This is a genomic window from Verrucosispora sp. WMMA2121 (assembly GCF_027460185.1).
Taxonomy (GTDB): Bacteria; Actinomycetota; Actinomycetes; order Mycobacteriales; family Micromonosporaceae; genus Micromonospora; species Micromonospora palythoicola.
This window is the reverse complement of the sequence record NZ_JAPZBH010000006.1, coordinates 3000416-3022053: the sequence shown is the minus strand read 5'-3', so window position 1 is coordinate 3022053 and position 21638 is coordinate 3000416. Positions and strand designations below refer to the sequence as shown.

General features: G+C 71.7%; 21 protein-coding genes. 13 read left to right on the top strand and 8 right to left on the bottom strand.

Annotated elements, in window-relative coordinates; genetic code table 11:
- Positions 1 to 112 precede the first annotated feature (112 nt).
- The 8 genes from O7605_RS22470 (at position 113) to O7605_RS22435 (ending at position 13331) form a co-directional block, all read left to right on the top strand.
- Positions 113 to 1441 carry a Gfo/Idh/MocA family protein gene (locus tag O7605_RS22470; RefSeq protein ID WP_269740989.1) on the top strand — a complete coding sequence of 443 codons (1329 nt, stop codon included), beginning with the start codon at positions 113 to 115 and terminating at the stop codon, positions 1439 to 1441.
- Between the two features lie 24 nt (positions 1442 to 1465).
- Positions 1466 to 2893 carry a glucuronate isomerase gene (gene uxaC, locus O7605_RS22465; RefSeq protein WP_269740988.1) on the top strand — a complete coding sequence of 476 codons (1428 nt, stop codon included), beginning with the start codon at positions 1466 to 1468 and terminating at the stop codon, positions 2891 to 2893.
- Complete coding sequence (locus tag O7605_RS22460; protein ID WP_269740987.1) at positions 2890 to 4191, top strand: enolase C-terminal domain-like protein; 1302 nt, start codon at positions 2890 to 2892, stop codon at positions 4189 to 4191. The genes uxaC and O7605_RS22460 overlap by 4 nt, the downstream gene beginning before the upstream one ends.
- On the top strand, positions 4182 to 5672 hold the full coding sequence (locus tag O7605_RS22455; protein WP_269740986.1) for a mannitol dehydrogenase family protein: 1491 nt from the start codon (positions 4182 to 4184) through the stop codon (positions 5670 to 5672). Before O7605_RS22460 ends, O7605_RS22455 begins: the two co-directional genes overlap by 10 nt.
- Entirely contained in the window at positions 5672 to 6838 is a 1167-nt protein-coding gene (locus O7605_RS22450; RefSeq protein ID WP_269740985.1) for a Gfo/Idh/MocA family protein, read from the top strand. Before O7605_RS22455 ends, O7605_RS22450 begins: the two co-directional genes overlap by 1 nt.
- A 217-nt stretch (positions 6839 to 7055) precedes the next feature.
- On the top strand, positions 7056 to 8447 hold the full coding sequence (locus O7605_RS22445; RefSeq protein WP_269740984.1) for a pectate lyase family protein: 1392 nt from the start codon (positions 7056 to 7058) through the stop codon (positions 8445 to 8447).
- A gap of 40 nt (positions 8448 to 8487) precedes the next feature.
- Positions 8488 to 10059, top strand: a complete 1572-nt coding sequence (locus O7605_RS22440; RefSeq protein WP_269740983.1) for a pectate lyase family protein — start codon at positions 8488 to 8490, stop codon at positions 10057 to 10059.
- Positions 10060 to 10487: 428 nt separating this feature from the next.
- Entirely contained in the window at positions 10488 to 13331 is a 2844-nt protein-coding gene (locus O7605_RS22435) for an AAA domain-containing protein (RefSeq protein WP_269740982.1), read from the top strand.
- A gap of 67 nt (positions 13332 to 13398) precedes the next feature.
- On the opposite strand, the gene O7605_RS22430 is transcribed toward O7605_RS22435, so the two are convergent.
- Both O7605_RS22430 and O7605_RS22425 read right to left on the bottom strand, forming a co-directional pair.
- Positions 13399 to 14331, bottom strand: coding sequence for an HNH endonuclease (locus O7605_RS22430; RefSeq protein ID WP_269740981.1), 933 nt, complete (start codon positions 14329 to 14331; stop codon positions 13399 to 13401).
- Positions 14332 to 14401: 70 nt separating this feature from the next.
- Complete coding sequence (locus tag O7605_RS22425; RefSeq protein ID WP_269740980.1) at positions 14402 to 14641, bottom strand: winged helix-turn-helix domain-containing protein; 240 nt, start codon at positions 14639 to 14641, stop codon at positions 14402 to 14404.
- Between the two features lie 304 nt (positions 14642 to 14945).
- On the opposite strand from O7605_RS22425, the gene O7605_RS22420 reads away from it, so the two are divergent.
- The gene (locus O7605_RS22420) at positions 14946 to 15224 is read left to right on the top strand and encodes a DivIVA domain-containing protein (protein WP_269740979.1); all 279 of its coding nucleotides are present in this window, start codon (positions 14946 to 14948) and stop codon (positions 15222 to 15224) included.
- Positions 15221 to 15478 carry a hypothetical protein gene (locus O7605_RS22415; RefSeq protein ID WP_269740978.1) on the top strand — a complete coding sequence of 86 codons (258 nt, stop codon included), beginning with the start codon at positions 15221 to 15223 and terminating at the stop codon, positions 15476 to 15478. The genes O7605_RS22420 and O7605_RS22415 overlap by 4 nt, the downstream gene beginning before the upstream one ends.
- A gap of 33 nt (positions 15479 to 15511) precedes the next feature.
- Here O7605_RS22415 and O7605_RS22410 read toward each other — a convergent pair whose 3' ends face one another.
- Both O7605_RS22410 and O7605_RS22405 read right to left on the bottom strand, forming a co-directional pair.
- Positions 15512 to 16108 carry an endonuclease domain-containing protein gene (locus O7605_RS22410; RefSeq protein ID WP_269740977.1) on the bottom strand — a complete coding sequence of 199 codons (597 nt, stop codon included), beginning with the start codon at positions 16106 to 16108 and terminating at the stop codon, positions 15512 to 15514.
- Positions 16109 to 16152: 44 nt separating this feature from the next.
- Positions 16153 to 16473 (bottom strand): hypothetical protein, encoded by a 321-nt coding sequence (locus tag O7605_RS22405; RefSeq protein ID WP_269740976.1) that lies wholly within the window; start codon positions 16471 to 16473, stop codon positions 16153 to 16155.
- Between the two features lie 276 nt (positions 16474 to 16749).
- On the opposite strand from O7605_RS22405, the gene O7605_RS22400 reads away from it, so the two are divergent.
- Positions 16750 to 17514, top strand: a complete 765-nt coding sequence (locus tag O7605_RS22400) for an HD domain-containing protein (protein WP_269740975.1) — start codon at positions 16750 to 16752, stop codon at positions 17512 to 17514.
- Positions 17515 to 17550: 36 nt separating this feature from the next.
- On the opposite strand, the gene O7605_RS22395 is transcribed toward O7605_RS22400, so the two are convergent.
- Complete coding sequence (locus tag O7605_RS22395; protein ID WP_269740974.1) at positions 17551 to 18099, bottom strand: hypothetical protein; 549 nt, start codon at positions 18097 to 18099, stop codon at positions 17551 to 17553.
- A gap of 106 nt (positions 18100 to 18205) precedes the next feature.
- Between O7605_RS22395 and O7605_RS22390 the strand changes: the two genes are divergently transcribed.
- Positions 18206 to 19438 (top strand): MalY/PatB family protein, encoded by a 1233-nt coding sequence (locus O7605_RS22390; protein ID WP_269740973.1) that lies wholly within the window; start codon positions 18206 to 18208, stop codon positions 19436 to 19438.
- Between the two features lie 18 nt (positions 19439 to 19456).
- Here the strand turns inward: O7605_RS22390 and O7605_RS22385 are convergent, their stop codons facing one another.
- The gene (locus tag O7605_RS22385; RefSeq protein ID WP_269740972.1) at positions 19457 to 19936 is read right to left on the bottom strand and encodes an SRPBCC family protein; all 480 of its coding nucleotides are present in this window, start codon (positions 19934 to 19936) and stop codon (positions 19457 to 19459) included.
- 43 nt (positions 19937 to 19979) lie between these two features.
- Here O7605_RS22385 and O7605_RS22380 point away from each other — a divergent pair, with 43 nt between their 5' ends.
- A complete protein-coding gene (locus O7605_RS22380; RefSeq protein WP_269740971.1) occupies positions 19980 to 20354 on the top strand; it encodes an ArsR/SmtB family transcription factor in 375 nt (124 codons plus the stop codon).
- A 16-nt stretch (positions 20355 to 20370) separates the two neighbouring features.
- On the opposite strand, the gene O7605_RS22375 is transcribed toward O7605_RS22380, so the two are convergent.
- Complete coding sequence (locus O7605_RS22375; protein WP_269740970.1) at positions 20371 to 20808, bottom strand: VOC family protein; 438 nt, start codon at positions 20806 to 20808, stop codon at positions 20371 to 20373.
- Between the two features lie 39 nt (positions 20809 to 20847).
- Complete coding sequence (locus O7605_RS22370; RefSeq protein WP_269740969.1) at positions 20848 to 21507, bottom strand: hypothetical protein; 660 nt, start codon at positions 21505 to 21507, stop codon at positions 20848 to 20850.
- Between the last annotated feature and the right edge of the window lie 131 nt (positions 21508 to 21638).

The window sequence follows — 21638 nt, the reverse complement described above, 5'->3', positions numbered from 1 at the left end:
GCCCTTCAATCGGGGCAAAGGCCGCCGATTTTTCCGCCTTCGTTGACGCGAGCCGATCGACCGTGGTTACTTCGATGCAAAGGTTTGCAGGAAGATCGAGGAGGATCGCTCCGTGTCACCGCAACCCGGCAGCCGGACCCGGTACGCCGTGGTCGGCACCGGCGCCCGTGCCGAGATGTTCGTCCGGGCGCTGGTGCGCGAGCACGCCGACACCGCCGAGCTGGTCGCCTTCGCCGACGTCAACCAGGCCAGGATGGACGCCCACAACCGGTGGCTGGGTGAGCTGGGGCACCGGCCCGTGCCGACGTACCACGCGGGTGACTTCACCGCGATGCTGGCCAAGGAGCGCGTCGACGTGGTGCTGGTGACCTCCGTGGACGTCACCCACGACGGGTACGTGGTGGCCGCGCTGGAGGCCGGTTGCGACGTGGTCTGCGAGAAACCGATGACCACCGACGCGCCGCGCTGCCAGCGCATCCTCGACGCGGTACGCCGCACCGGCCGGCGGGTGACGGTGGCCTTCAACTACCGCTACAACCCGCTGCACGAGCAACTGCGCCGGCTGCTGGCCGACGGGGCGGTGGGCGAGATCGGCTCGGTGCACTTCGAATGGCTGCTCGACGTGCGCCACGGCGCCGACTACTTCCGCCGCTGGCACCGCGACAAGGCCAGCTCCGGCGGCCTGATGGTGCACAAGGCCAGCCACCACTTCGACCTGGTCAACTGGTGGCTGGACGCCACACCCGTGCAGGTGTACGCCGCCGGCCGGCTGTTCTTCTACGGTGACGCCGGCCGCCGGCACGGCTACGCCCGCGACTACGACCGGGCGCACGCGTCGCCGGCCGCCGACGACGACCCGTTCGCGTTGCGGCTGGCCGAGCACCCCCGACTGCGCGAGTTGTACCTCGACGCCGAGGCCGAGGACGGTTACCACCGCGACCGCAACGTCTTCGCCCCCGGAGTCAGCATCGAGGACGACATGGCGGTGCTGGCCACCTACTCCACCGGGGCGACCATGACCTACCACCTCACGGCGTACGCGCCCTGGGAGGGTTACCGGGTGATGGTCAACGGCAGCCGGGGCCGCCTCGAACTGGAGGTCACCGAGAGCGAGTTCGTCAGCCCGGCCGCCGCGGGCGCGCTGAAGGGCGCCGCGCTGCACGGCGACCAGGCCGCCGAGGAGGGTGGCGCCGCCACGCTTACCCTGCGCCCCTTCTGGGCACCACCGCAACGCATCGAGGTCGACGGCTACACCCGGCACGGGCACGGCGGGGCGGACGGCCGGATGACCCAGGTGCTGTTCGGCGGCGTACCCGATCCGCTGCACCGCGCGGCGACCGCCCGCGACGGGGCGCTGGCCCTGCTCACCGGCCTGGCCGCCAACCGGTCCTTCGACACCGGCGCCCCCGTCCGGGTCGCCGACCTGCTCACCCTCGACTGACACCGACCACAGGAGCCGCTCCCCGTGCCCACCTCGACCAGACCCGACCTGCTCCTCCCCGCCGAGCCGGGCCAACGCGCGCTGGCCCGGGAGCTGTACGCGCTGGTGGCGCAGTTGCCCATCATCTCCCCGCACGGGCACGTCGATCCGGCGTTGCTGGCCGAGGACCAGCCGTTCCCCGACCCGTCGCAGCTGCTCATCGTGCCCGACCACTACGTCACCCGGATGCTGCTCAGTCAGGGCGTCTCCCCCGGCGAGCTGGGCGTGCCCAGTCGCGACGGCAGCCCGGTGGAGACCGACGGGCGACGCATCTGGCGGCGCTTCGCCGACCACTGGCACCTGTTCCGGGGCACCCCGTCGCGACTGTGGTTGGAGCAGACCTTCACCGAGGTGTTCGGGGTCGACACCCGGCTCACCCCGGGCACCGCCGACGAGGTGTACGACGCCCTCGCGGCCCGGCTCGCCGAGCCCGGCTTCCGGCCCCGGGCACTGTTCGAGCGGTTCAACATCGAGGTGCTCGCCACCACCGAGTCGCCCCTGGACGACCTGGGTCGGCACGCCAAGCTCGCCGCCGACGGCTGGGGCGGACCGGGCGGGCGGGTGGTCACCACCTTCCGCCCGGACAACGTGGTGGACCTGGACTTCGAGGGCTGGTCGGACAACGTCGACCGGCTCGGTGAGATCGCCGGAGAGGACACCGGAACGTACGCCGGCTATCTGGCCGCGCTGCGGGCGCGGCGGGCCGCCTTCATCGCCGCCGGTGCCACCTCCTCCGACCACGGCCACCCGACCGCCCGCACCCTCGATCTCGGTGCCGACGCGGCGACGCTGTTCGACCGGGCGCGGCGGGGCGCGGCGGAGCCGGGCGACGCGGAGGCGTTCCGGGCGCACATGCTGCTGGAGTTCGCCCGGATGTCGCTCGACGACGGCCTGGTCATGCAGCTGCACCCGGGCGCGGTGCGCAACCACAACCGGTGGCTGCACGCCCGGCACGGCCGCGACGTGGGTGGCGACATCCCGCAGGTCACCGAGTACGTGCACGCGCTCGCTCCGCTGCTGGACGCGTACGGCAACGATCCCCGGCTGCGGGTGGTGCTCTACACCCTCGACGAGGACACCTTCACCCGGGAGCTGGCACCGCTGGCCGGTGGGTACGCCGCCCTGCTGCTCGGCGCTCCCTGGTGGTTCCTGGACTCCCCCGAGGTGCTGCGGCGCTTCCGGGAGTCGGTGACCGAGACCGCCGGCTTCTACAACACGGCCGGGTTCGTCGACGACACCCGGGCGTTCTGTTCCATCCCGGTCCGCCACGACGTGGCGCGCCGCGTCGACGCCGGCTTCCTGGCCCGGCTGGTCGCCGAGCACCGGCTGCCCATGGACGAGGCCGCCGAGACCATCGTCGACCTGGCGTACCGGCTGCCCAAGCGGGTCTTCAAGTTCGGAGAAGGTTCATGACCAGCATCACCGACGTCACCGTGCACGACGTGCGGTTCCCCACCGCCGCCAGCGGCGACGGCTCCGACGCGATCAACCGCGGCGACTACTCGGCCACCTATGTGGAGTTGAGCACCGACGGCGGCCCGACCGGCGCCGGGTTCACCTTCACCAACGGCCGCGGCAACGAGATCACCTGCGCCGCCGTCGAGGCCCTGGCCCACCACGTGCGGGGACGCGGCATGGCGGAGATCACCGCCGAGCCGGTGGCCTTCTGGCGCTCGCTCGTGGCCGACGTGCAGCTGCGCTGGCTCGGCCCGGAGAAGGGGGTCATCCACATGGCCACCGGCGCGCTGGTCAACGCGGTGTGGGACCTGCGGGCCAAGCTGGCCGGCAAGCCCATGTGGCGCTACCTGGCCGAGCTGCCCACCGACGAGCTGGTGGCCAACGTCGACTTCACGCACATCACCGACGCGCTCACCGCCGACGAGGCCGCCGCGATCCTGGACAAGGGACGCGACGGGCTGGCCGACCGGCTGGCGCTGCTGGAACGGGACGGTTTCCCCTCGTACACCACCTCGGTGGGCTGGCTCGGCTATCCCGACGACAAGGTCCGGGCGCTGACCCGGGCCGCGTACGCGCAGGGGTGGCGGGCGATGAAGATGAAGGTCGGCGGCCCGCCCGCCGACGACCTGCGGCGGGCCCGGATCATCCGGTCGGAGATCGGCCCGGACGCGCTGCTGATGATGGACGCCAACCAGGTCTGGGACGTCGACGAGGCGATCACCAACATGACGGCGCTGGCCGAGGTCGACCCGTACTGGATCGAGGAGCCGACGCACGCCGACGACATCCTCGGCCACGCCCGGATCGCCCGCGCGATGGACGAGCTGACCGGCGGACGGTGCCGGGTCGCCACCGGCGAGGTGGCCGCCAACAAGGTCATCTTCAAGCAGCTGTTGCAGGCCGAGGCGATCGGCGTGATGCAGATCGACGCCTGCCGGGTCGGCGGAGTCAACGAGGTGCTCGCCGAGATGCTGATGGCGGCGAAGTTCGGGGTACCGATCTGCCCGCACGCCGGCGGTGTCGGCCTCTGCGAGTACGTGCAGCACCTGGCGATCTTCGACTACCTGCGGGTGGGCACCAGTCTGGAGGGACGGATGGTGGAGTACGTCGACCACCTGCACGAGCACTTCGTCGACCCGGTACGCACCCGCGACGGGCGTTACCTGCTGCCGACCGCGCCCGGTTACAGCGCCACCATGCGCCCCGAGTCGATCGCCGCCTTCCGCTTCCCGGACGGCCCGGCATGGCGGTGACCGTGGGCGCGTCCCGGCTCGGGTTGGGCGCGGTGCGCCGGTTGCCCGCCGAGGCCCGCCCGCTGGTCCGCCCGGGCACCGTGCCGGCCGGCGTGGTGCACCTCGGGCTCGGCGCCTTCCACCGCGCCCACCAGGCGGTCTACACCGAGCAGGCGATCGGCCTGGCCGGCGGCGACTGGGGCATCGTCGGCGTGGCCCCCCGCAACGCGGCGATCGTGGCGACCCTGGCCGCCCAGGACAACCTGTTCAGCGTCAGCACGCTCTCTGCGGCCGACCAGCGCACCCGCGTGGTCGGCTCACTGGCCGGGGTGCGGCTGGCCGCCGCCGACCCGCTGGCGGTGGTGGCCCTGCTGGCCGACCCGGCGATCCGGGTGGTCACGCTGACCGTGACCGAGAAGGCGTACCAGCTCGATCCGGCCGCCGGCACGCTGCGTCCCGACACCGACCTGGTCGCCGATCTGACCACCGACCGACCGCCGGTCACCGTGCCGGGGCTGCTGGTGCGTGGCCTGCTGGCCCGCGCCGCCGCCGACGCCGGGCCGATCGCCCTGGTCAGCTGCGACAACCTGCCCGCCAACGGCCGCCGGCTGCGGAGCCTGGTGACCCAGTCCCTGGCGTACGCCGGCACGTCGCAACAGGTGCTGGACTGGGTCGAGGGGCAGGTCGGTTTCCCGGGCACCATGGTGGACCGCATCGTCCCGGCCAGCACCCCGGAGACCCTCGCCGCGGCCCGTCGGGCGCTCGGCGTCGAGGATCTCGCGGCGGTGGCGGCCGAGCCGTACACCCAGTGGGTCATCGAGGACGACTTCCCCGGCGGTCGGCCGGCGTGGGACCGCGCCGGGGCGGTGCTCTGCGCGGACGCGGGCCCGTGGGAGCGGCTGAAGCTGCGCGCCCTCAACGGCGTGCACTCGGCGACCGCGTACCTCGGCGCGCTGGCCGGTTGCGAGACGATCGCCGACGCCCTCGCGCTGCCGCACCTGGTCACCGTGCTGCGCCGGCTGATCGCCGAGGACGTGGCCGCCAGTTTCGCCCCGCCCGACGGGGTGGCCGTGGTCGACTACGGCGAGCAGGTGCTGGAGCGCTTCGGCAACCCGGCGATCCGGCACCGCACCCTCCAGGTGGCGATGGACGGGTCGCAGAAACTGCCGCAGCGCATCCTGCACACCGTCGCCGACCTGCGGGCGGCCGGACGACCGGCCCGGTGGGCGGCGCTGGTCGTCGCCGCCTGGATCCGGTTCGCCCAGGGCAGCGCCGACGACGGCCGGTCGCTCCCCCTGGACGACCCGCTGGCGGAGCGGATCCGCGCGGTCCTGGCCGCCGCGCCGCGGACCCCGGCGGGTGCGGTGGACGCCATGCTCGGCCTCGACGAGGTCGTACCGCCCGAGGTGGCCGCCGACGCGCAGGTCCGCGCCGACGTGGTCGACTGGCTCACCGACCTGCACCAGCACGGGGTACGCGCCACCCTGGCCGGTGCGGTGTGATGAGTCCCCGGGTGGCGCTGGTGGGGGCGAACGGGCACGGACGCTGGCACCGTCGGGTGATCGGGCCGCTGCACGAGGCCGGGCGGGTCCGGCTGGTCGCCCTGGTCGACACCCGGCCGATCGAGTGCGAACCGGCGGCGCCGGTGCCGACCGGCGTGCCGGTCTTCACCGACCACCGGGCGATGCTCGCCGACGTCACGCCGGACGTGGTGGTCATCTGCACCCCGCCGCACACCCACCTGCGGATCGCCCGGGACGCGGTGACCGCCGGGGCGGACGTGCTGCTGGAGAAACCGCCGCTGCTGTCCACCACCGAGCACGAGGAACTGTCCGGGGCGCTGGCCACCACCGGCCGGGCGGTACAGGTCGGTTTCCAGGCGCTCGGTTCGGCCGCCCTGAGCGCGTTGACGGACGCGGTGTCGGCCGGCCGGGTGGGCGCGGTGAACGGCATCGCCACGGTGGCGGCCTGGCAACGCCCGGACGCCTACTACGCCCGCGCGCCCTGGGCCGGGCGCCGGCTGCTGGACGGGCGACCGGTGCTCGACGGCGCGCTGGCCAATCCCCTCGCCCACGCGGTGATGCAGTGCCTGGCGGTCGCCGAGGCGCTCGGTGGCGGACCGGTGGAGCCGGTGAGCATCGAGGTGGAGCGGTACCGGGTACGGCCGATCGAGGTGGACGACACCGCCGCGCTGCGGATCCGGACCCGGCACGGTCCGCCGATCGTGGCCGCGGTGACCCTGGCCGGCGAGGAGTTCGTCGCCGGTGAGGTGATCGTCACCGGAGCCGTTGGGCGGGCGGTGCTGGAGTACCCGACCGACCGGCTGCTGCTGCCCGGCGAGGCCACCGCCGGTACGGTGCCGGGCCGGCGCGGGCTGCTGGAGAACCTGCTGGCTCACCGGGCCGATCCACAGGTACCGCTGATCGCGCCGCTGGCCCGGACCGCCCCGTTCACCGCCGTCCTGACCGCCCTGCGGGCGGCGCCCGAGCCGGCGCTGCTCGACGGCGACCTGGTGGAGGCCGTCGGTGCCGGCGCAGAGCGGGTGTTGCGGGTGCGTGGCGTAAACGAGGTGCTACGTCGGGTGGCCGACGAGGGCCGGCTGCCGTCGGAACTCGGCGTGCCATGGGCGATAACGCCGTGGCGAACCCGACCCGTCGGGCAAGAATAGGAGGCACCGCCGCAACAAACTGCAAATCATCGGTCCACACAGGATCCGAGACAACGCGATGAACAGCAGTTTCCCGACCACGTCACGTCGGGCCGATGCCACCCGACAGTATTACCTGCAACAAATCTGCACATCATTAATATTGACCCTCGTAAAAACGCGACCGTAACCTTCGTCACTAATAAGAAACAACGACGAAGGAAACGGAAACGAGCCGATGCGCAGACTTGCCGCCGCCGCGGCATCGACGATTATCGCCCTGACCGCCCTCCCCACCGCTGCCGTGGCGCGACCGTCGCACGACACCGATGCGCCCGCCGGCAGCCACCGCGAGGGGGACGCTCGGGCTCCACTGTCCCCGTTGGCCCGACAGCTCGGCCGGCAGGCTCTCCCGGCCGGCGACGGCTGGGCCGCCGCCGGGCCGGGCACCACCGGGGGCTCCGCCGCCGCGGCCGAGCAGATCCACGTGGTGAGCAGCCGCGCCGAGCTGGTCGCGGCGCTCGGTGGCGACAACGCCACGAACGCGACGAACGCCACCGCCAAGATCGTGTACGTCAGGGGCGAGGTCGACGGTTTCGAATCCGCCGACGGTCGACTGCTCGACTGCGCCGACCTGGCCGATCCCGGGTACTCGCTGGAGGAGTACCTGGCCGCGTACGACCCGGCGGTGTGGGGCCGGGTGGCACCGAGCGGGCCGCTGGAGGAGGCGCGGGTACGGTCGGTGACCAACCAGACCCGCCAGACCCAGATCAACGTCGGCCCGAACACCACCATCATCGGGTTGCGGGGCGCGCGGCTGACCGGCCTGACCCTGATGATCGACCGGGCGACGAACGTGATCGTCCGCAACATCACCTTCGACGACGCCCGGGACTGCTTCCCCGCCTGGTCACCCACCGACGGCGAGGCCGGTAACTGGAACTCGCAGTACGACCTGGTCTCGGTGCGCCGCAGCGAGAACGTCTGGATCGACCACAACACCTTCACCGACGGCGACAACCCGGACAGCGCCCAGCCCGTCCACTTCGGACGCCCCTACCAGGTGCACGACGGCGCGCTGGACATCACGCACACCGCAAGCCTGGCGACCGTCTCCTGGAACCGGTTCTCCGGTCGCGACAAGCTGATGCTGATCGGCTCGTCCAACACGGTCGGCCCGGACGTCGGCCGGCTCAACGTGACCCTGCACCACAACTTCTTCGACGGCGGGCTGCAACGGCTGCCCCGCGTCCGCTTCGGTCAGGTGGACGTCTACAACAACGCCTACCGGCTCGGCGGCGACGGCTTCCAGTACGCCATCGGCGTCGGCGTCCAGTCCGCCGTGCACGTCGAGAGCAACCACTTCGCCCTCGGTGCCGACGTCAGCGCCGCCGACCTGCTCCACGACTGGGGCGGCACGGCGATCACCACCCGGGGCAACTGGGTCAGCTCGGCCGGTGCGCCGTCCCGCCCGGTGGACCTGGTGGCCGCGTACAACGCCGGACACGACCCCGACCTGAGCGCCGACGCCGGCTGGACACCGACGCTGCGGCACGGCCCGGTGCTGCCGGCACCGCTGGTGCCGCTGCTGGTCCGTCCACTCGCCGGCGCCGACCGCCTACCGCTGTAGATCCCACACCACCACCACCAACCAGGAAGGTGAGACGAGGATGAGACGACAAGTCGCACTCCGGCTCCTCGCGGGGCTGGCCACCACCGCCGTGGGAGCCGCGGTCTGCGTGACGCTGACGACGCCGCAGGCGTCGGCCGCGGTCGGCAGCGCCACCGGCTTCGCGACCGGCAACGGTGGCACCACCGGCGGCGCGGGCGGGCAGACCGTACGCGCCACCAGCGGCACCCAGATCCACGCGGCCCTGTGCAACCGGGCCAGCAGCAGCACCCCGATCACCATTCAGGTCGAGGGGACCATCAACCACGGCAACACCACGAAGGTGTCCGGTTCGAGCTGCAACACCGCCGCCGACGTGATCGAACTCAAGCAGATCAGCAACGTCACGATCCTCGGTGTCGGCAACGGGGCCGTCTTCGACCAGATCGGCATCCACATCCGCGAGGCCAGCAACATCATCATCCAGAACGTGACCGTCCGGAACGTCAAGAAGTCCGGCTCGCCGACCTCCAATGGCGGCGACGCCATCGGGATGGAGGCCGACGTCCGCAACGTCTGGGTCGACCACGTCACCCTGGAGGCCTCCGGCGGCGAGTCGGAGGGCTTCGACGGCCTGTTCGACATGAAGAACAACACCCAGTACGTGACGCTGTCCTACAGCATCCTGCGCAACTCCGGCCGGGGTGGCCTGATCGGGTCCAGCGAGAGCGACACGTCCAACGGTTACGTCACCTTCCACCACAACCTGTACGAGAACATCGACTCCCGTACCCCGCTGCTGCGCGGCGGCATCGCCCACATCTACAACAACCACTACGTACGCCTCAACGAGTCCGGCATCAACTCCCGGGCCGGGGCACGCGCCAAGGTGGACAACAACTACTTCCAGAACTCCAAGGACGTGCTGGGCACCTTCTACACCGACGCCGCGGGCTACTGGCAGGTAAGCGGCAACATCTTCGACAACGTGACCTGGTCCTCGCGTAGTGGCGACACCAACCCGGCCGGCCCGAACCCGACCTCCAACACCAGCGTCAGCATCCCGTACTCGTACCGCCTCGACGCGGCCAGCTGCGTGCCGAGCATCGTCAGCCAGACCGCCGGCGCGAACAAGGGCATCCGTACCTCCAACGGCAACTGCACGCCGCAGAGCCCGACCGCCGGGCCGACCAGCCCGACGCCCGGACCGACCACCACCACCGCACCGCCGACCAGCAACCCGACGCCGACGCCGAGCCAGCCCAGCGGTACCAACCTCAGCATCGGCGCCGGCTCCGACGGCTCCAGCAAGGCCAGCGGCACCAGCTACGGCGACGTGCGCGACGGCGACATGAACACCGCCTGGTCACCGAGCGGCACCACCGGCCAGATCTCGATCAAGTGGGGTTCGGCCACCACCGTGTCGAGGATCAACATCCGGGAGGCGTCCGGCTCCGTCGGCACCATCCGCAACTGGCGGGTCCTCAACCACGACACCGGCGCGGTCCTCGCCACCGGCACCGGCGCGGGCGTCATCAGCTTCGGGTCGACGTCCCTGCGCAAGATCACCTTCGACATCACCAGCTCGACCGGCACCCCACGGGTCGCCGAGTTCGAGACGTACGCCAGCTAGCCCACCCGCACTGACCCGGTGGGAGCCGTCGACACCCGACGGCTCCCACCACTGTTTCTCTCCGCCCCCTTTGCTCTGCTTCAACCCGCGCATCGATTGCGGGGCCAATCCGTTGCGTCAGTTGAAGCAGAGCAAAGGGGGCACACCATCACCTCCGGCCAGGTGCACCGCTCGGCCAGGTGCACCGCCCGGCCCGGCGCCCGGCCCGGCGCCCGGCCCGGCGCCCGGCCCGGCGCCCGGCCCGGCGCACGGCCCGGCGCACGGCCCGGCGCACGGCCCGACCAGCAGCCCGACGCCGCCCGCCACCCCGGGTCGAGACCTGGTACACGGCGGTCTCCGGCCGGATGTGCCACGCCACGGGCGCCGGGGCACGGCCGCGTCCACCGACGGGAAGCGGCCGTGATCGCGTACGGCAGAATCTGCGGGCGATGCACGCGGCGACCATCCTCACCGCGCTCGCCGACCTGGCCCCGGCCGGTGCCGAGCGGATCCTCGACGTGGCCGGAACCGGCCGACCGCTGGTCTGGCTGCCGGAACCGCACCGGGGCCCACGCGGCGCACGACTGGACCGGCTCGCCGCGCTGGACGCCCTGCACCGCGACGAACGGATCCTCCGTCTCGGGCTGGCCTTCCTGGTCGGCACCGCCGACCTGGACGGCACCCGGCGACGAATCCGACTCCCCCTGCTGGCCCAGCCGGTACGCCTGCACCGCGGCCGGCGCGACTACCGGGTCGTGCCGGCCGGTGACCTCGAACTGACCCCGCTGATCGAGGACCGGGAACTCGCTGCCCGGCTGGAGGCCGCACCGGGACTGGCCGGACCGGGCTGGCTGACGGCCCCCGGCACCACCGCCTGGATCACCGCGGCGGCCGAGGCCGCCGGCGTGAAGGTGACCACCGTGCGGGCGCGAGCGCCACGTGGCGTCGACGGCGACGCCACCGGGGTCGCCGCGGCGGCGCTCTTCGTGACCCGCGACGTGTTCGCCGGTCGCCTCCGGGACACCCTGTTGAGCTGGGCCGGCCGGCCCGGGCTGGCGGACACCGCCCTGAGCCGGCTCTACCTCGGCACCGACGGCGACGCGGAGCCGACCGCCGACGACCACGGTGACGGGGATGAGGTGCTGTCGCCGCTGCCGCTGAACGCCGCGCAGCGGGACGTGATCCGGCGCACCAGGACGGCACCGGTGGTGGTGGTCTCCGGTGCGCCGGGCAACGGCAAGAGCCACGCCCTGGTCGCCGCCGCACTGGACACCGTGGCGCACGGCGGATCGGTACTGGTGGCCACCCAGTCGACCCACGCCGCCGAGGTACTGGGGGAACTGCTGCGCCGGCATCCCGGCCCACCGCCGGTGCTCTTCGGTGACGCGGAACGACGCGGAAGCATCGCCACCGAACTCGCCGGAGGCGTCGCCGTCGGCGTGGACGACGCACAACTACGCCACGACACCGATGCCGTGTCGGCCGCCCGCGACCGGGTCGACGGGGTCCGGGCCGGCATCGCCGCCGCACTGGAACAGGAACGCCTCGCCGCCACCCTGCCCGACTGGCAACCGCTGCTGCCCGCCCTGAGCCACGACGCCCCGGCGGTGTTCCAGCCCGACACCGACCTCGACGCGATCCGCGCCGCCCTGCAGGCCGCGAGCCGGCCCGGCGAGCGCTGGTGGTCCCGGTGGCGCAGGTCCCGCGCCGCCCATCGACTGCACCGGCTCACCGGCGCCGGCCCGGCCGTACCCGTGTCCCAGCTACGGGCGGCGGTGGACGCCGCACACGCGGTACGTGCCGCCGCCCGACTGTCCGCCAACGGCGGCACGGACCTGACCACCGCCTGGCGGGCGTTGGTCGAGGCGGACGTCGCGCTCGCCCAGGCGGTCGGCACGGCGCTGCGGAACCAGACCGCCAGCGCGCGGCGGTGGACCGGGGACGCCCGGCGCGCCGCCAGCGGCCTGGGCACCGCCCTGCGGGCCGGACGCAACCGGCGCCGGGAACTGCTCGCCACGCTGGACGCCGAGGCGCTGGTCCGGGCGCTGCCCCTGTGGGTGGGCACGGTGGCCGACGTCGAGGACCTGCTGCCACCGGCGGCCGGCATGTTCGATCTGGTGGTGCTCGACGAGGCGGCACACATCGACCAGCTGCGGGCCGCTCCGGTGCTGGCCCGGGCCCGCCGGGCACTGGTGGCCGGCGATCCACGGCAGCTGCGGTTCGTGTCGTTCGTCGCGGACGCCGACGTGACCGCGACGTTGCACCGGCACGGCCTGGACCACTACACCGACCGGCTCGACGTACGCCGGGCGAGCGCCTTCGACGTGGCGGCCGGCGCCGCACCCGTGACCTGGCTCGGTGAGCACCACCGCTGCGCGCCGCACCTGATCGGCTTCTCCGCCCGCCGGTTCTACGACGACCGGTTGGAACTGGTCACCCGGCATCCCGGCAACGAACGGGCCGACGCCATCGACGTGCTGACCGTCGCCGACGCCGCCGTGGTCGACGGCGTCAACCAGGCCGAGGTGGCGACCGTGCTCGACCTGGTCGCCACCCTCGCGGCCCGACCCCCGCAGGGCGGCATCGCGGTGATCAGCCCGTTCCGCGCCCAGGCCGACGCGGTGGAGACGGCGCTGCTGGCGGCGTACGACGTCGACGAGATCGAACGGTTGGGCCTGCGCACCGGGACGGTGCACGCGTTCCAGGGCAGCGAGGCGGACGTGGTGATCGCCACGCTCGGGCTGGTCGACGACGACCCGCCGGCCCGGCACCGGTTCGTCGCCGAACCGAACCTGTTCAACGTCCTGGTCACCCGGGCCAGAAAACAGCTCACGGTGGTCACGTCGCTCCGGTCGCCGGAGGGCATCGTCGGCGACTACCTCCGGTACGCCGGACAACCGCTGGAGGCCACCGACGCCGCACCTCCGGACCCGACCTGTGCCGGACCGCCGGACACCACCGGCGCGCGAGCCGCCGAGCCGGACACCTGGACCCGGGCCCTCGCCGTCGAGCTGACCCGGATCGGGCTGGCCGTGCGGCCCGACTACCCCGTCGGCCGCTGGCGGGTCGACCTGTGCGTCGGCGACGACGGCCCGGTCGGATTGTGCTGCGCGGTGCATCCGGACAGCGTGGCCGCGCACGTGGAACGGCAACGCACCCTGACCCGGGCCGGCTGGCGACTGTACGACGCGTTCGCCAGCCGCTGGGCCGACGACCCGATCCGCGCCGCTCTCGACCTCGCCACCCGCATCCACGAGGACGTCCACGAAGAGCCGAAGCCGATCCGATCCTGACTACAGCCAGAGCGGCAGACCACGCGGCGGGCACGGCGTTCGTCCTGCCGGGCCGTATGAGCCGTGATCAGGCAGCCTTGAAGACGGTGTCCAGATGCCATTCGAGGTACTCGGCGTTGGGCCGATCAGCCCGCCGCTCAGGGAGGGCAATGGGCGCCCCAGCCTTGGCGTAGAACTGGTCGCCGTTGCCGAACTCACTACGCAACCGAGGGCTGACCATCAACCGGAACTTCGGGTCCACACCTAGATATCCCCGGTCGAAGAGGATGTGCACATCTGACTTGAGCAGCAGTCCGTTGTCGATCCGATGTTCTCCACCCTGAGGCAGCGGCCGGATGTGTGCCGCCTGCAACACGGGCCGAACCTTGTTGCCGGTGATGGCGCAACGCCGCCCGTAGGCACCCAGCACCACGGCCTTGAACGACTGTTGGCCGAGGCGTTGCGGTACGAGCCGCGGGTCACCGTAAACCGGCCCAGGGCGATGCCAAGGCCCGCTCAGGTCCACTTCCACGGCAACACCCAACAGGCGATGCAGCAGGAGTTCGAAGTAGCCCGCCGCAGCAGGATCAGCGAGGTCGTACGTCTTGCCCTGCACCACGTTGGATGCGAAACCGGGCGGTGGGTCGACAGTCGAGTCGTCGGGGAAGAAGACGCTGTCACGCACGAAGATGCAGCCGATGACCGGATCCTCGTCGAGTCCGATCGGCTGCTTGCGATAACGCCCGACGCTGCGGCGCATCTCGTCCAGGCTGGCGACACCGTTGGCCTCACCGAAGAACTCCCACGCCTCGGAGATCCTCAGCTGGGTGAAACCGCTGAAGAAGCCACCTCCGACGATCCGGTTGAGTGGGTAGTGCGCCTTGAAGTAAAAGGGTTCACCTGGCGTGAGAGCACGGAAGGCGCCACCGGAAGGCCGCCAGAAGTTAATCTCGGTCAGGCCGGGACGCATAGCCAGGAACTGGTACCACTTCTCGTCCGTCACCCCGACAAATGCCTTCACACCGGTCAGCGTGCCTTGGGATTGATCTACCCGCTACCCCCGAACGGACGGGTTTCGGCAGACGCCGATGTCAGGGCTCCCGCATCCAGGTCTTCGGATCGGTCACGAAGACACCCTTACCCTGCTGCCGCCGAATCACCCGCAGGGCTTCGAGTCGGGCGTAAGCCATCTGCACGGTCCCGTGACTGACGTCGTAGGTCGCGCGCAGCTCGGCGATCGAGGGCAGCCTGTCCCCCGGCTTCAACTTCTTGGACTTGACGTCGGCGATCACATCGTCGGCGATGCGCCAGTAGTCCGGCACTTCTCGCATGGCACTCCTCGCGTGGCAATCCGATTCGATCACACCGCGACGCGCCTAACAAGCGACGTTGACTCGTCTGACATATCTAGTTATGTTGGTTGGGAGCCGGTCCTCGCGTGGCAACGAGTTCGGCTCATCCCCCTGGTCGGGGCGGGTGCGCGTGCCCGTCCCGACCCACAGAGCTGCTCTGCCGTCGTACCGCCGAATGGGCTGCGGCGGCCGAGCGGGCGGGCCGTGCGGACGCCGGCCACGCACGGCCCGCCCTTCCAGCGGCACCGCACCGTCACGCTTCCGACTACCGAAGAGGACCCACGTGGCCCAGGTGTATCGAGGTGGCCGGCCCTACGGGACCGGCCACCCGGCCCGGTTGACCCCGCACGAGGTACGCACCCGCACGTTCGCCCCATGTCGCCGTGGGGTCGACCCCGACCAGGTGCGCGAGTTCCAGGCCACGGTCGCCGACGAGCTGGCCGACCTGCACCGGCAGGTCCGAACGGCCGCCCAGGAGAACGAGCGGCTCAAGCGGGCCCTGCGCGACTGGCAGTCGATGCACGCCCGGCACTGTCAACCACCGAACCAGGGCCCCTGGTGACCACGCGCCCGACTCCAGGCGATTTGCTTCGGATCGACGGCCACGCCTCCGTGCAGTTCGCCGGTGGTCGGGCGCTGACCCTGCGGGTCGTTTCGGTCAGCGACCGGCACGCCTACGACGGCTGGATCTGGCTGACCGGGTACGTCATCGACCGGCGTGGCGATGCCACCGCCAAACGCGAGCTCTACGTCCGACTCGCCGGTCTCCGGCCTGCCACCTCGCGCCAGCCGGTGACGAGTGGTCGCGGCAGGTGAGCTGCGATTTCGTGCGTCCGTGCCGGTGCCCGGTCAGCCTCGGCGGGCTGCGGTGGGCTGGCGGGTGGCGAGGATGGTCAGGGTTTCCCGGCGTACGGTGTCGGGCTCGTGCATCAGGCGACGATGGGCGAAGCGGACCACCAGGATGCCGACGGTCGCCAGTAGGGCGTCCCGGCGCAGGTCGATCTCCCGCTGGCGGGGGTCGCCGTGGGTCGTCGCCCCGTCGAGTTCGATGTTCACCTGCTCCCGCTCGGCGAGGAGGTCGAGGTACATGCTGCGGCCTCCGATGATGATCCGCACCTGCCGTTGGAACGCCGGCATTCCGGGACCGGTGAAGACGTGCTCGTGCCCCCAGATCTCCAACGGGCTGCGGCAGCCTTCGTCCAGCCGGGTCAACAACGTACGCAGCGCCGCCCGGTCCGGCAGCTTCGACGCGCCCCGCAGGGCCGAGGCCAACCGCTCCGGTGTGGTGAGCCGAGCGTTGACCGCCTCGATGATCGGTGCTCGCTGCTCAGTGGGCGACAACATCGGCCAAGAGTCGACGAGGGTCTGCTCGACGCGGGTCACGGGCTGACCCTGGCGTACCACCACCTGCGGGGGTTCGACGGTGAGGCCCCGTCGTCGGTGCACCCGTGCACCGGGTCGGCCCCGCAGGCCACTGTCGATCGGGGTGCTCAGGTGCAGCGGCTCGCCGTCCGCCTGGCGGCGTAAACCCCACAGGTCGAGCGCAGTGAGGTGACTGAACGCGGCCCGGCCCCGCGCCCACGCGCACACCGCCCGGCGGGCCACGACCGGGTCGAGGCGGTTGAGCGCCGGAACCCGCTGGGCCGGTCAGCCAGCAGGTGCGCCGCCACGAACACCCCCGGCAGCACCCGCACCAGGTCGCCGGTCCCACTGGCGCGCTGCAGCACCCACCGCGGCACCACCTGCTGGACGGCCGTCCGGGTCACCACGCCGCCACCCCGCGCCACCAGTTCCCGAAGCACCCCGTTCACGCCGCCAACCGTGCCGCCGCACCAACCCGCTCCGCCACCCCACCGGGCGCCGCCTGTGGACACCCGCCGCACTGTGGAAAACCCCCACCACGCCACGGATTCTGCTAGGCCGTCGAAGGCTCCCCGGATCTGTGGCAGTGAAGGTGGCGCGAGGTCGGCGTGGCGAGTGTCAGGACTGCCACAAATCGGGGGACGTCAAAACTGGGCCGGCGTAATGGTGAGGGGCGGCAGGGGCGGGTCCGCCGGATGGTGGGAATGATCCGATATAAGGGACGGATGGAGTTGCCGCCGTATCTGGCCACGATGCCGATGCACGCGATCACCGAGATGCACGGCGAGGCCGGGCTGCGGGAGCGGTTCCGGCTGGAGATCGAGGGGTTCGCTACCGAGGAGCGGCAGCGGCTCGACGAGGCGTTGGACCTGGCCTCGCGCCTGCACCGCGATGATCGGCGGTCCCGGGAGCCGTACGTCAACCATCTGCTCCGGGTGGCGATCCGGATGCTGCACCACTACCAGGTACGCGACGTCGACGTGATCGTCGCCGGGCTGCTGCACGACACGGTCGAGGACCATCCCGCCGAGCTGGCCGGCGACGGAGAGCCGGGCGGGGGTGCGGACGGTGCTGAGGAGATTCTGAGCGTCGACGTCCGGGCGGCGGCGCTGGGGGCGCTGGCCGAGCGGTTCGGCTCGCGGGTGGCGCGGCTGGTCGCGGCGGTGACCAACCCGCCATGGGAACCCGGGCGCGACCGGTACGAGCAGTACCGGGAGCATGTCGCGGCCAGTCTCGAACGGGAACCGTGGGCGCGGGTCATCAAGGTCTCCGACTTCACCGACAACGGCGTCGGGGTGATCCATTCGGTCGGCCCGAAGGTGGAGTCGTCGGCCCGCAAGTACCGGCCGTTGGTGCCGGTGTACCGCGACCTCGTCACCCGTGCCGACACTCCCCTACCGGAGCCGGTCAAGCGACACATCCTGGACCAGCTCGACCTGGCCGAGCAGCGGTTCAGCGCCATCCTCGACCAGCCCGCCCACCCCGCCTGAGCAGCACCGTCCGAACCCGCAGGCTGCGGCTGGCTGTCACCGTTCGGCCGGGGTTCCGGTGGGTGGGGCCGTCGGCAGGTTGAGCCTGCTCACCAGCAGTTCGGCCTGGGCCACCGACCCGCCGCCGACCCCGAGTCCGCCACGGGCGGCACGGTAGAAGTTGTCCCGTGCCTCGTTGGCCCGGTGCAGCAACGTGGGCCGGTCGGCGTCGGCCTGACCGTCGCGTGCCAGCCGCTCGACCTCCCAGACACTGTCCCGCCACGCCCGGGCTGTCGCCACCGTCGGCGCGTCGCCGAGCAACAGTACGTTCTCCCAGGCCAGCGTGTGCCGGAAGTCGGCCTCCGCCAGCTCGGCGAGCGCCACGTCCCGGTCGACGTAGCCGCCGGTCAGCCGGCTGGCGATGGTGTGTGTCTCCTTCAACGCACGGGCGAACTCGACGTACGCGTCGAGCCGGCGCTCGTCCCAGCGCACCGTCTGGTTCCGTCGCCACCGTGACCGGTCGGCCAGCGACGTGGCCACGATCGTGCCGATCGTCCCGACCAGTACGCCGAGTAGTGCGGGTAGCTGCGCAGCGATGCCGTCCATCGCCGGACAGCCTGACAGCAGCGGGCGCGGAGCGTCCACACGTCGCCAGCGGATCCGCACTGGGTACGATGCGATGATCTAGACGACCCTCGGATAGGAACTCGGCATGCCCAGCTCGTCGGCCGTGCACGTGAATCCGCTGACCCAGTTGTCCCTGGCCGAGCTACGGCGACGCACCAGCGTCAAGTGGCGCCAGTACGCCGACGACGTGCTGCCGCTGTGGGTGGCCGAGATGGACGTCCCACTGGCCGCGCCGGTCGCCGAGGCACTGCACGACGCGGTCGGGCGCGGTGACACCGGGTACGCCTGCGGGACGCACTATGCCGAGGCGCTCGGCGATTTCGCCGCCCGCCGGTGGGGGTGGTCCGACCTGTCCGTCGACCGCACGACCCTGGTCCCGGACGTGATGCTCGGCATCGTCGAGGTGCTCCGGCTGCTCACCGGTCCCGGTGACGCGGTCGTGGTCTGCGCGCCGGTCTACCCGCCGTTCTACGCCTTCGTCAGCCACGCCGACCGGCGGGTGATCGAGGCACCGCTCGGCGCGGACCAGCGGATGGACCTATCGACGTTGGAGGAGGCGTTCCGCAAGGCCCGCGCGGGCGGTCGCCGGGCGGTGTTCCTGCTGTGCAACCCGCACAACCCGACGGGTGTGGTGCACCGGCGTGACGAACTCGAAGCGGTCGCCGACCTCGCCGGCCGGTACGGGGTGCGGGTGGTCTCCGACGAGATCCACGCCCCGCTGGTGCTGCCGGGGGCACGGTTCACGCCGTACCTGATGGTGCCCGGTGCCGGGGACGCCCTGGCCGTGCTGTCCGCCTCGAAGGCGTGGAACCTGGCCGGGTTGAAGTCGGCGCTCGTGGTGGCGGGCCCGCGGGCGGTCGCCGACCTGCGGCGGATCCCGGAGGAGGTGAGCCACGGGCCGAGTCATCTGGGCGTCATCGCGCACACCGCCGCGTTCCGCGACGGCGGTGAATGGCTGGACCGCCTGCTGGTCGGACTCGACCACAACCGCGAGCTGCTGGGGGTGTTGCTGGCGCGGCACGCCCCGGCCATCCGCTACCACCGTCCCGAGGGGACCTACCTCGCCTGGCTGGACTGCACCGCACTCGACATCGACAGTGGTCCGGTCGGCGACGAGCCGGGGGTGGTGACCGACGTCGCCGGGCCGGCGAAGCTGTTCCTCGACCGTGGGCGGGTCGCCCTCAGCTCCGGGCATGTCTTCGGCACCGGCGGTGCCGGCTTCGTACGGCTCAACTTCGCCACCGCACCGGAGATCCTGACGGAGGCGGTGACCCGGATGGGTCGCACCGTTGCCGAGCACCACGCGACGGCTGGTTAGGGCTGCGTCGCGGCGCGGTCAGGCGAAGAACCCCTCGCGCAGGTTGATGCCGTGTTCCAGCCACGCCTTGAGGCAGCAGAGCATCTGGGTCCAGCCCTGGCAGTTGCCGTACGAGGCCTCCTGGCCCTCCGGGGTGGGCCGCCACCCCTGCTCGGCGATGGTGACCAGGGTCCGGTCGTCGCCGAGTGACTCGAACTCCATGGTGACGGTGGTGAAGTAGGACGCTCCGGTGACCGGGGCGTCGGTGGTGGACTGGGCGCCGTCGGCCGCCTCCCAGCGCAGCACGATCCGGCGGTCCTGCTCCACCTCGACCACCTCGACCGGGAAGGCACCGGGGAAGTCGGCGAAATCCCAGGTGACCGTGGCGCCGGTGACCAGTCGGCCCTTCGCGCCGCCGGTGGTGAAGTACCGGGAGAGCTGGTCGGGATCGACCACCGCTTCGAACACCTCGTGCACCGGCCGGCTGATCCGTCCGGCGATCTTGAATCGCAGGTCCATGGCGATCCCCTCTCGCGTCGTCGACGTGTTATAGCTTTATAACATGTCGAGTCGTCAGGGAGAGCGTTCCGACCCGGAACCGGTCGACGAGGATCGCGTCTTCAAGGCGCTGGCGTCGTCGACCCGCCGACAGATCCTCGACGCGTTGAAGAACGAGCCGCGGACCACGGGCGCTCTCTGCGAGCTGTTTCCCCGGCTGGACCGCTGCACGGTGATGCAGCACCTGCGGGTGCTGGAGGCAGCCGGACTGGTCATCGCCCAGCGCAAGGGCCGCGAGCGGTGGAACCACCTCGACCCGCTACCGATCAAGCACATCCACGACCGGTGGATCGGTGACTACGCCAGCGCCGCGGTGGGAATGCTGGCCACCCTCAGAAGTGACCTCGAAGGCCGTGCGCTCGACCACGGGCCAGGATGACCGCCTACCGGCGCCGTCAGCCAGTGGCCGTCACGAAGACACAGAACGGGTGTCCCTCCGGGTCGGCGTACACCCGGAACGGCTCGTCGGGGCCGGTCAGCCGGTCGGCGAGCAGGCGACCGCCGAGGGCGAGCACCCGCTCGTGCTGCGCCACCAACTGCTCGACGGAGGTCACGCTCAGGTCCAGATGCAGCTGCTGGGGCACCGGGCCGTCCGGCCAACTCGGTCGCGGCAACCGCTCAACCTGCTGGAAGGCCAACTGCGGGCCGCCCTCCGGCGTTCTCAACACCAACCAGTCAGCTCCGCGCTCGTCGACCTGCCCGGGCTCGGGTGGCTCGTCGCCGGGCCGGTAGACCAGGCCCAGCAGCGCGCGGTAGAACTCCGCCAGCGACCTGGCGTCGGTGCAGTCGAGCACCACCTGACACAACCTGGGAGTGTTCTCCCGCTCGACCATCCCGGGTCACCTCCGACATAGGTGGGAAACGCGGCTCGGTCAGTCCCGGCCGGGTGCCGGCCCGTTGTCGTTGAACCGGAAGCTGCTCGTCGGCGGCCCGTCGCCCAACTCCTCCAGGATCAGCCCGGCGTCCCGTGACGTCCGCAGGTACGCCGAGTTGTTGCTGATCAAGAACCCCTCGTCCGCGTCGGCGGCGGTGATGGTGAACTGCTGTCGTGGTTCGTCCTCCCGGCAGGCGGCGCCCTCCACCAGCAGCGGCCGGCCGCCGCCGGGGTTGCGGACCTGCCAGCAGACCGGGTCGCCGGTACCGGAGCCACCGCCGGCCCCACGGTACGACCGGATCAGGAAACTCCGCCCGCCCAGTGGGGTCGGCACGAACAACTGCCGACCGCTGTCGTCGTCCACCTCGGCCAGACGGCCGTCGTCGGTCAACGACAGTCCGGCCTCGAAGCCGTCCACCCGGGTGATGGTGATCTGGCGGGTGCCGGACAGCACCGCCGGGGTGGCGGTCGGCTCCGGGCTGGCCGATCCCGAAGCCGTGGGCATGGGCACCGTCGTGGTGGTGGCCTCGGCGATCGGTGAACTCGTCGCCGTCGGCGGGGCGGAGACGTCGTCGGTGGTGCCCGGGTCACCGCACCCCGCGACGCCCACGGCCAGTGCCACCACCCCCACTGCGGCGAACCGGCTTCGCTTCGACATTCCACGCTCCCCATCCCGACCGTGCGGGCATCTCCGGTCCACGAACCACCCCAGGCCGTCCTCGTTGATCGACGTACCCGGAAGGCGGCACGGGTATGCAAGGGAGCTGATCGAGGCGGTCCGGCGCCCCG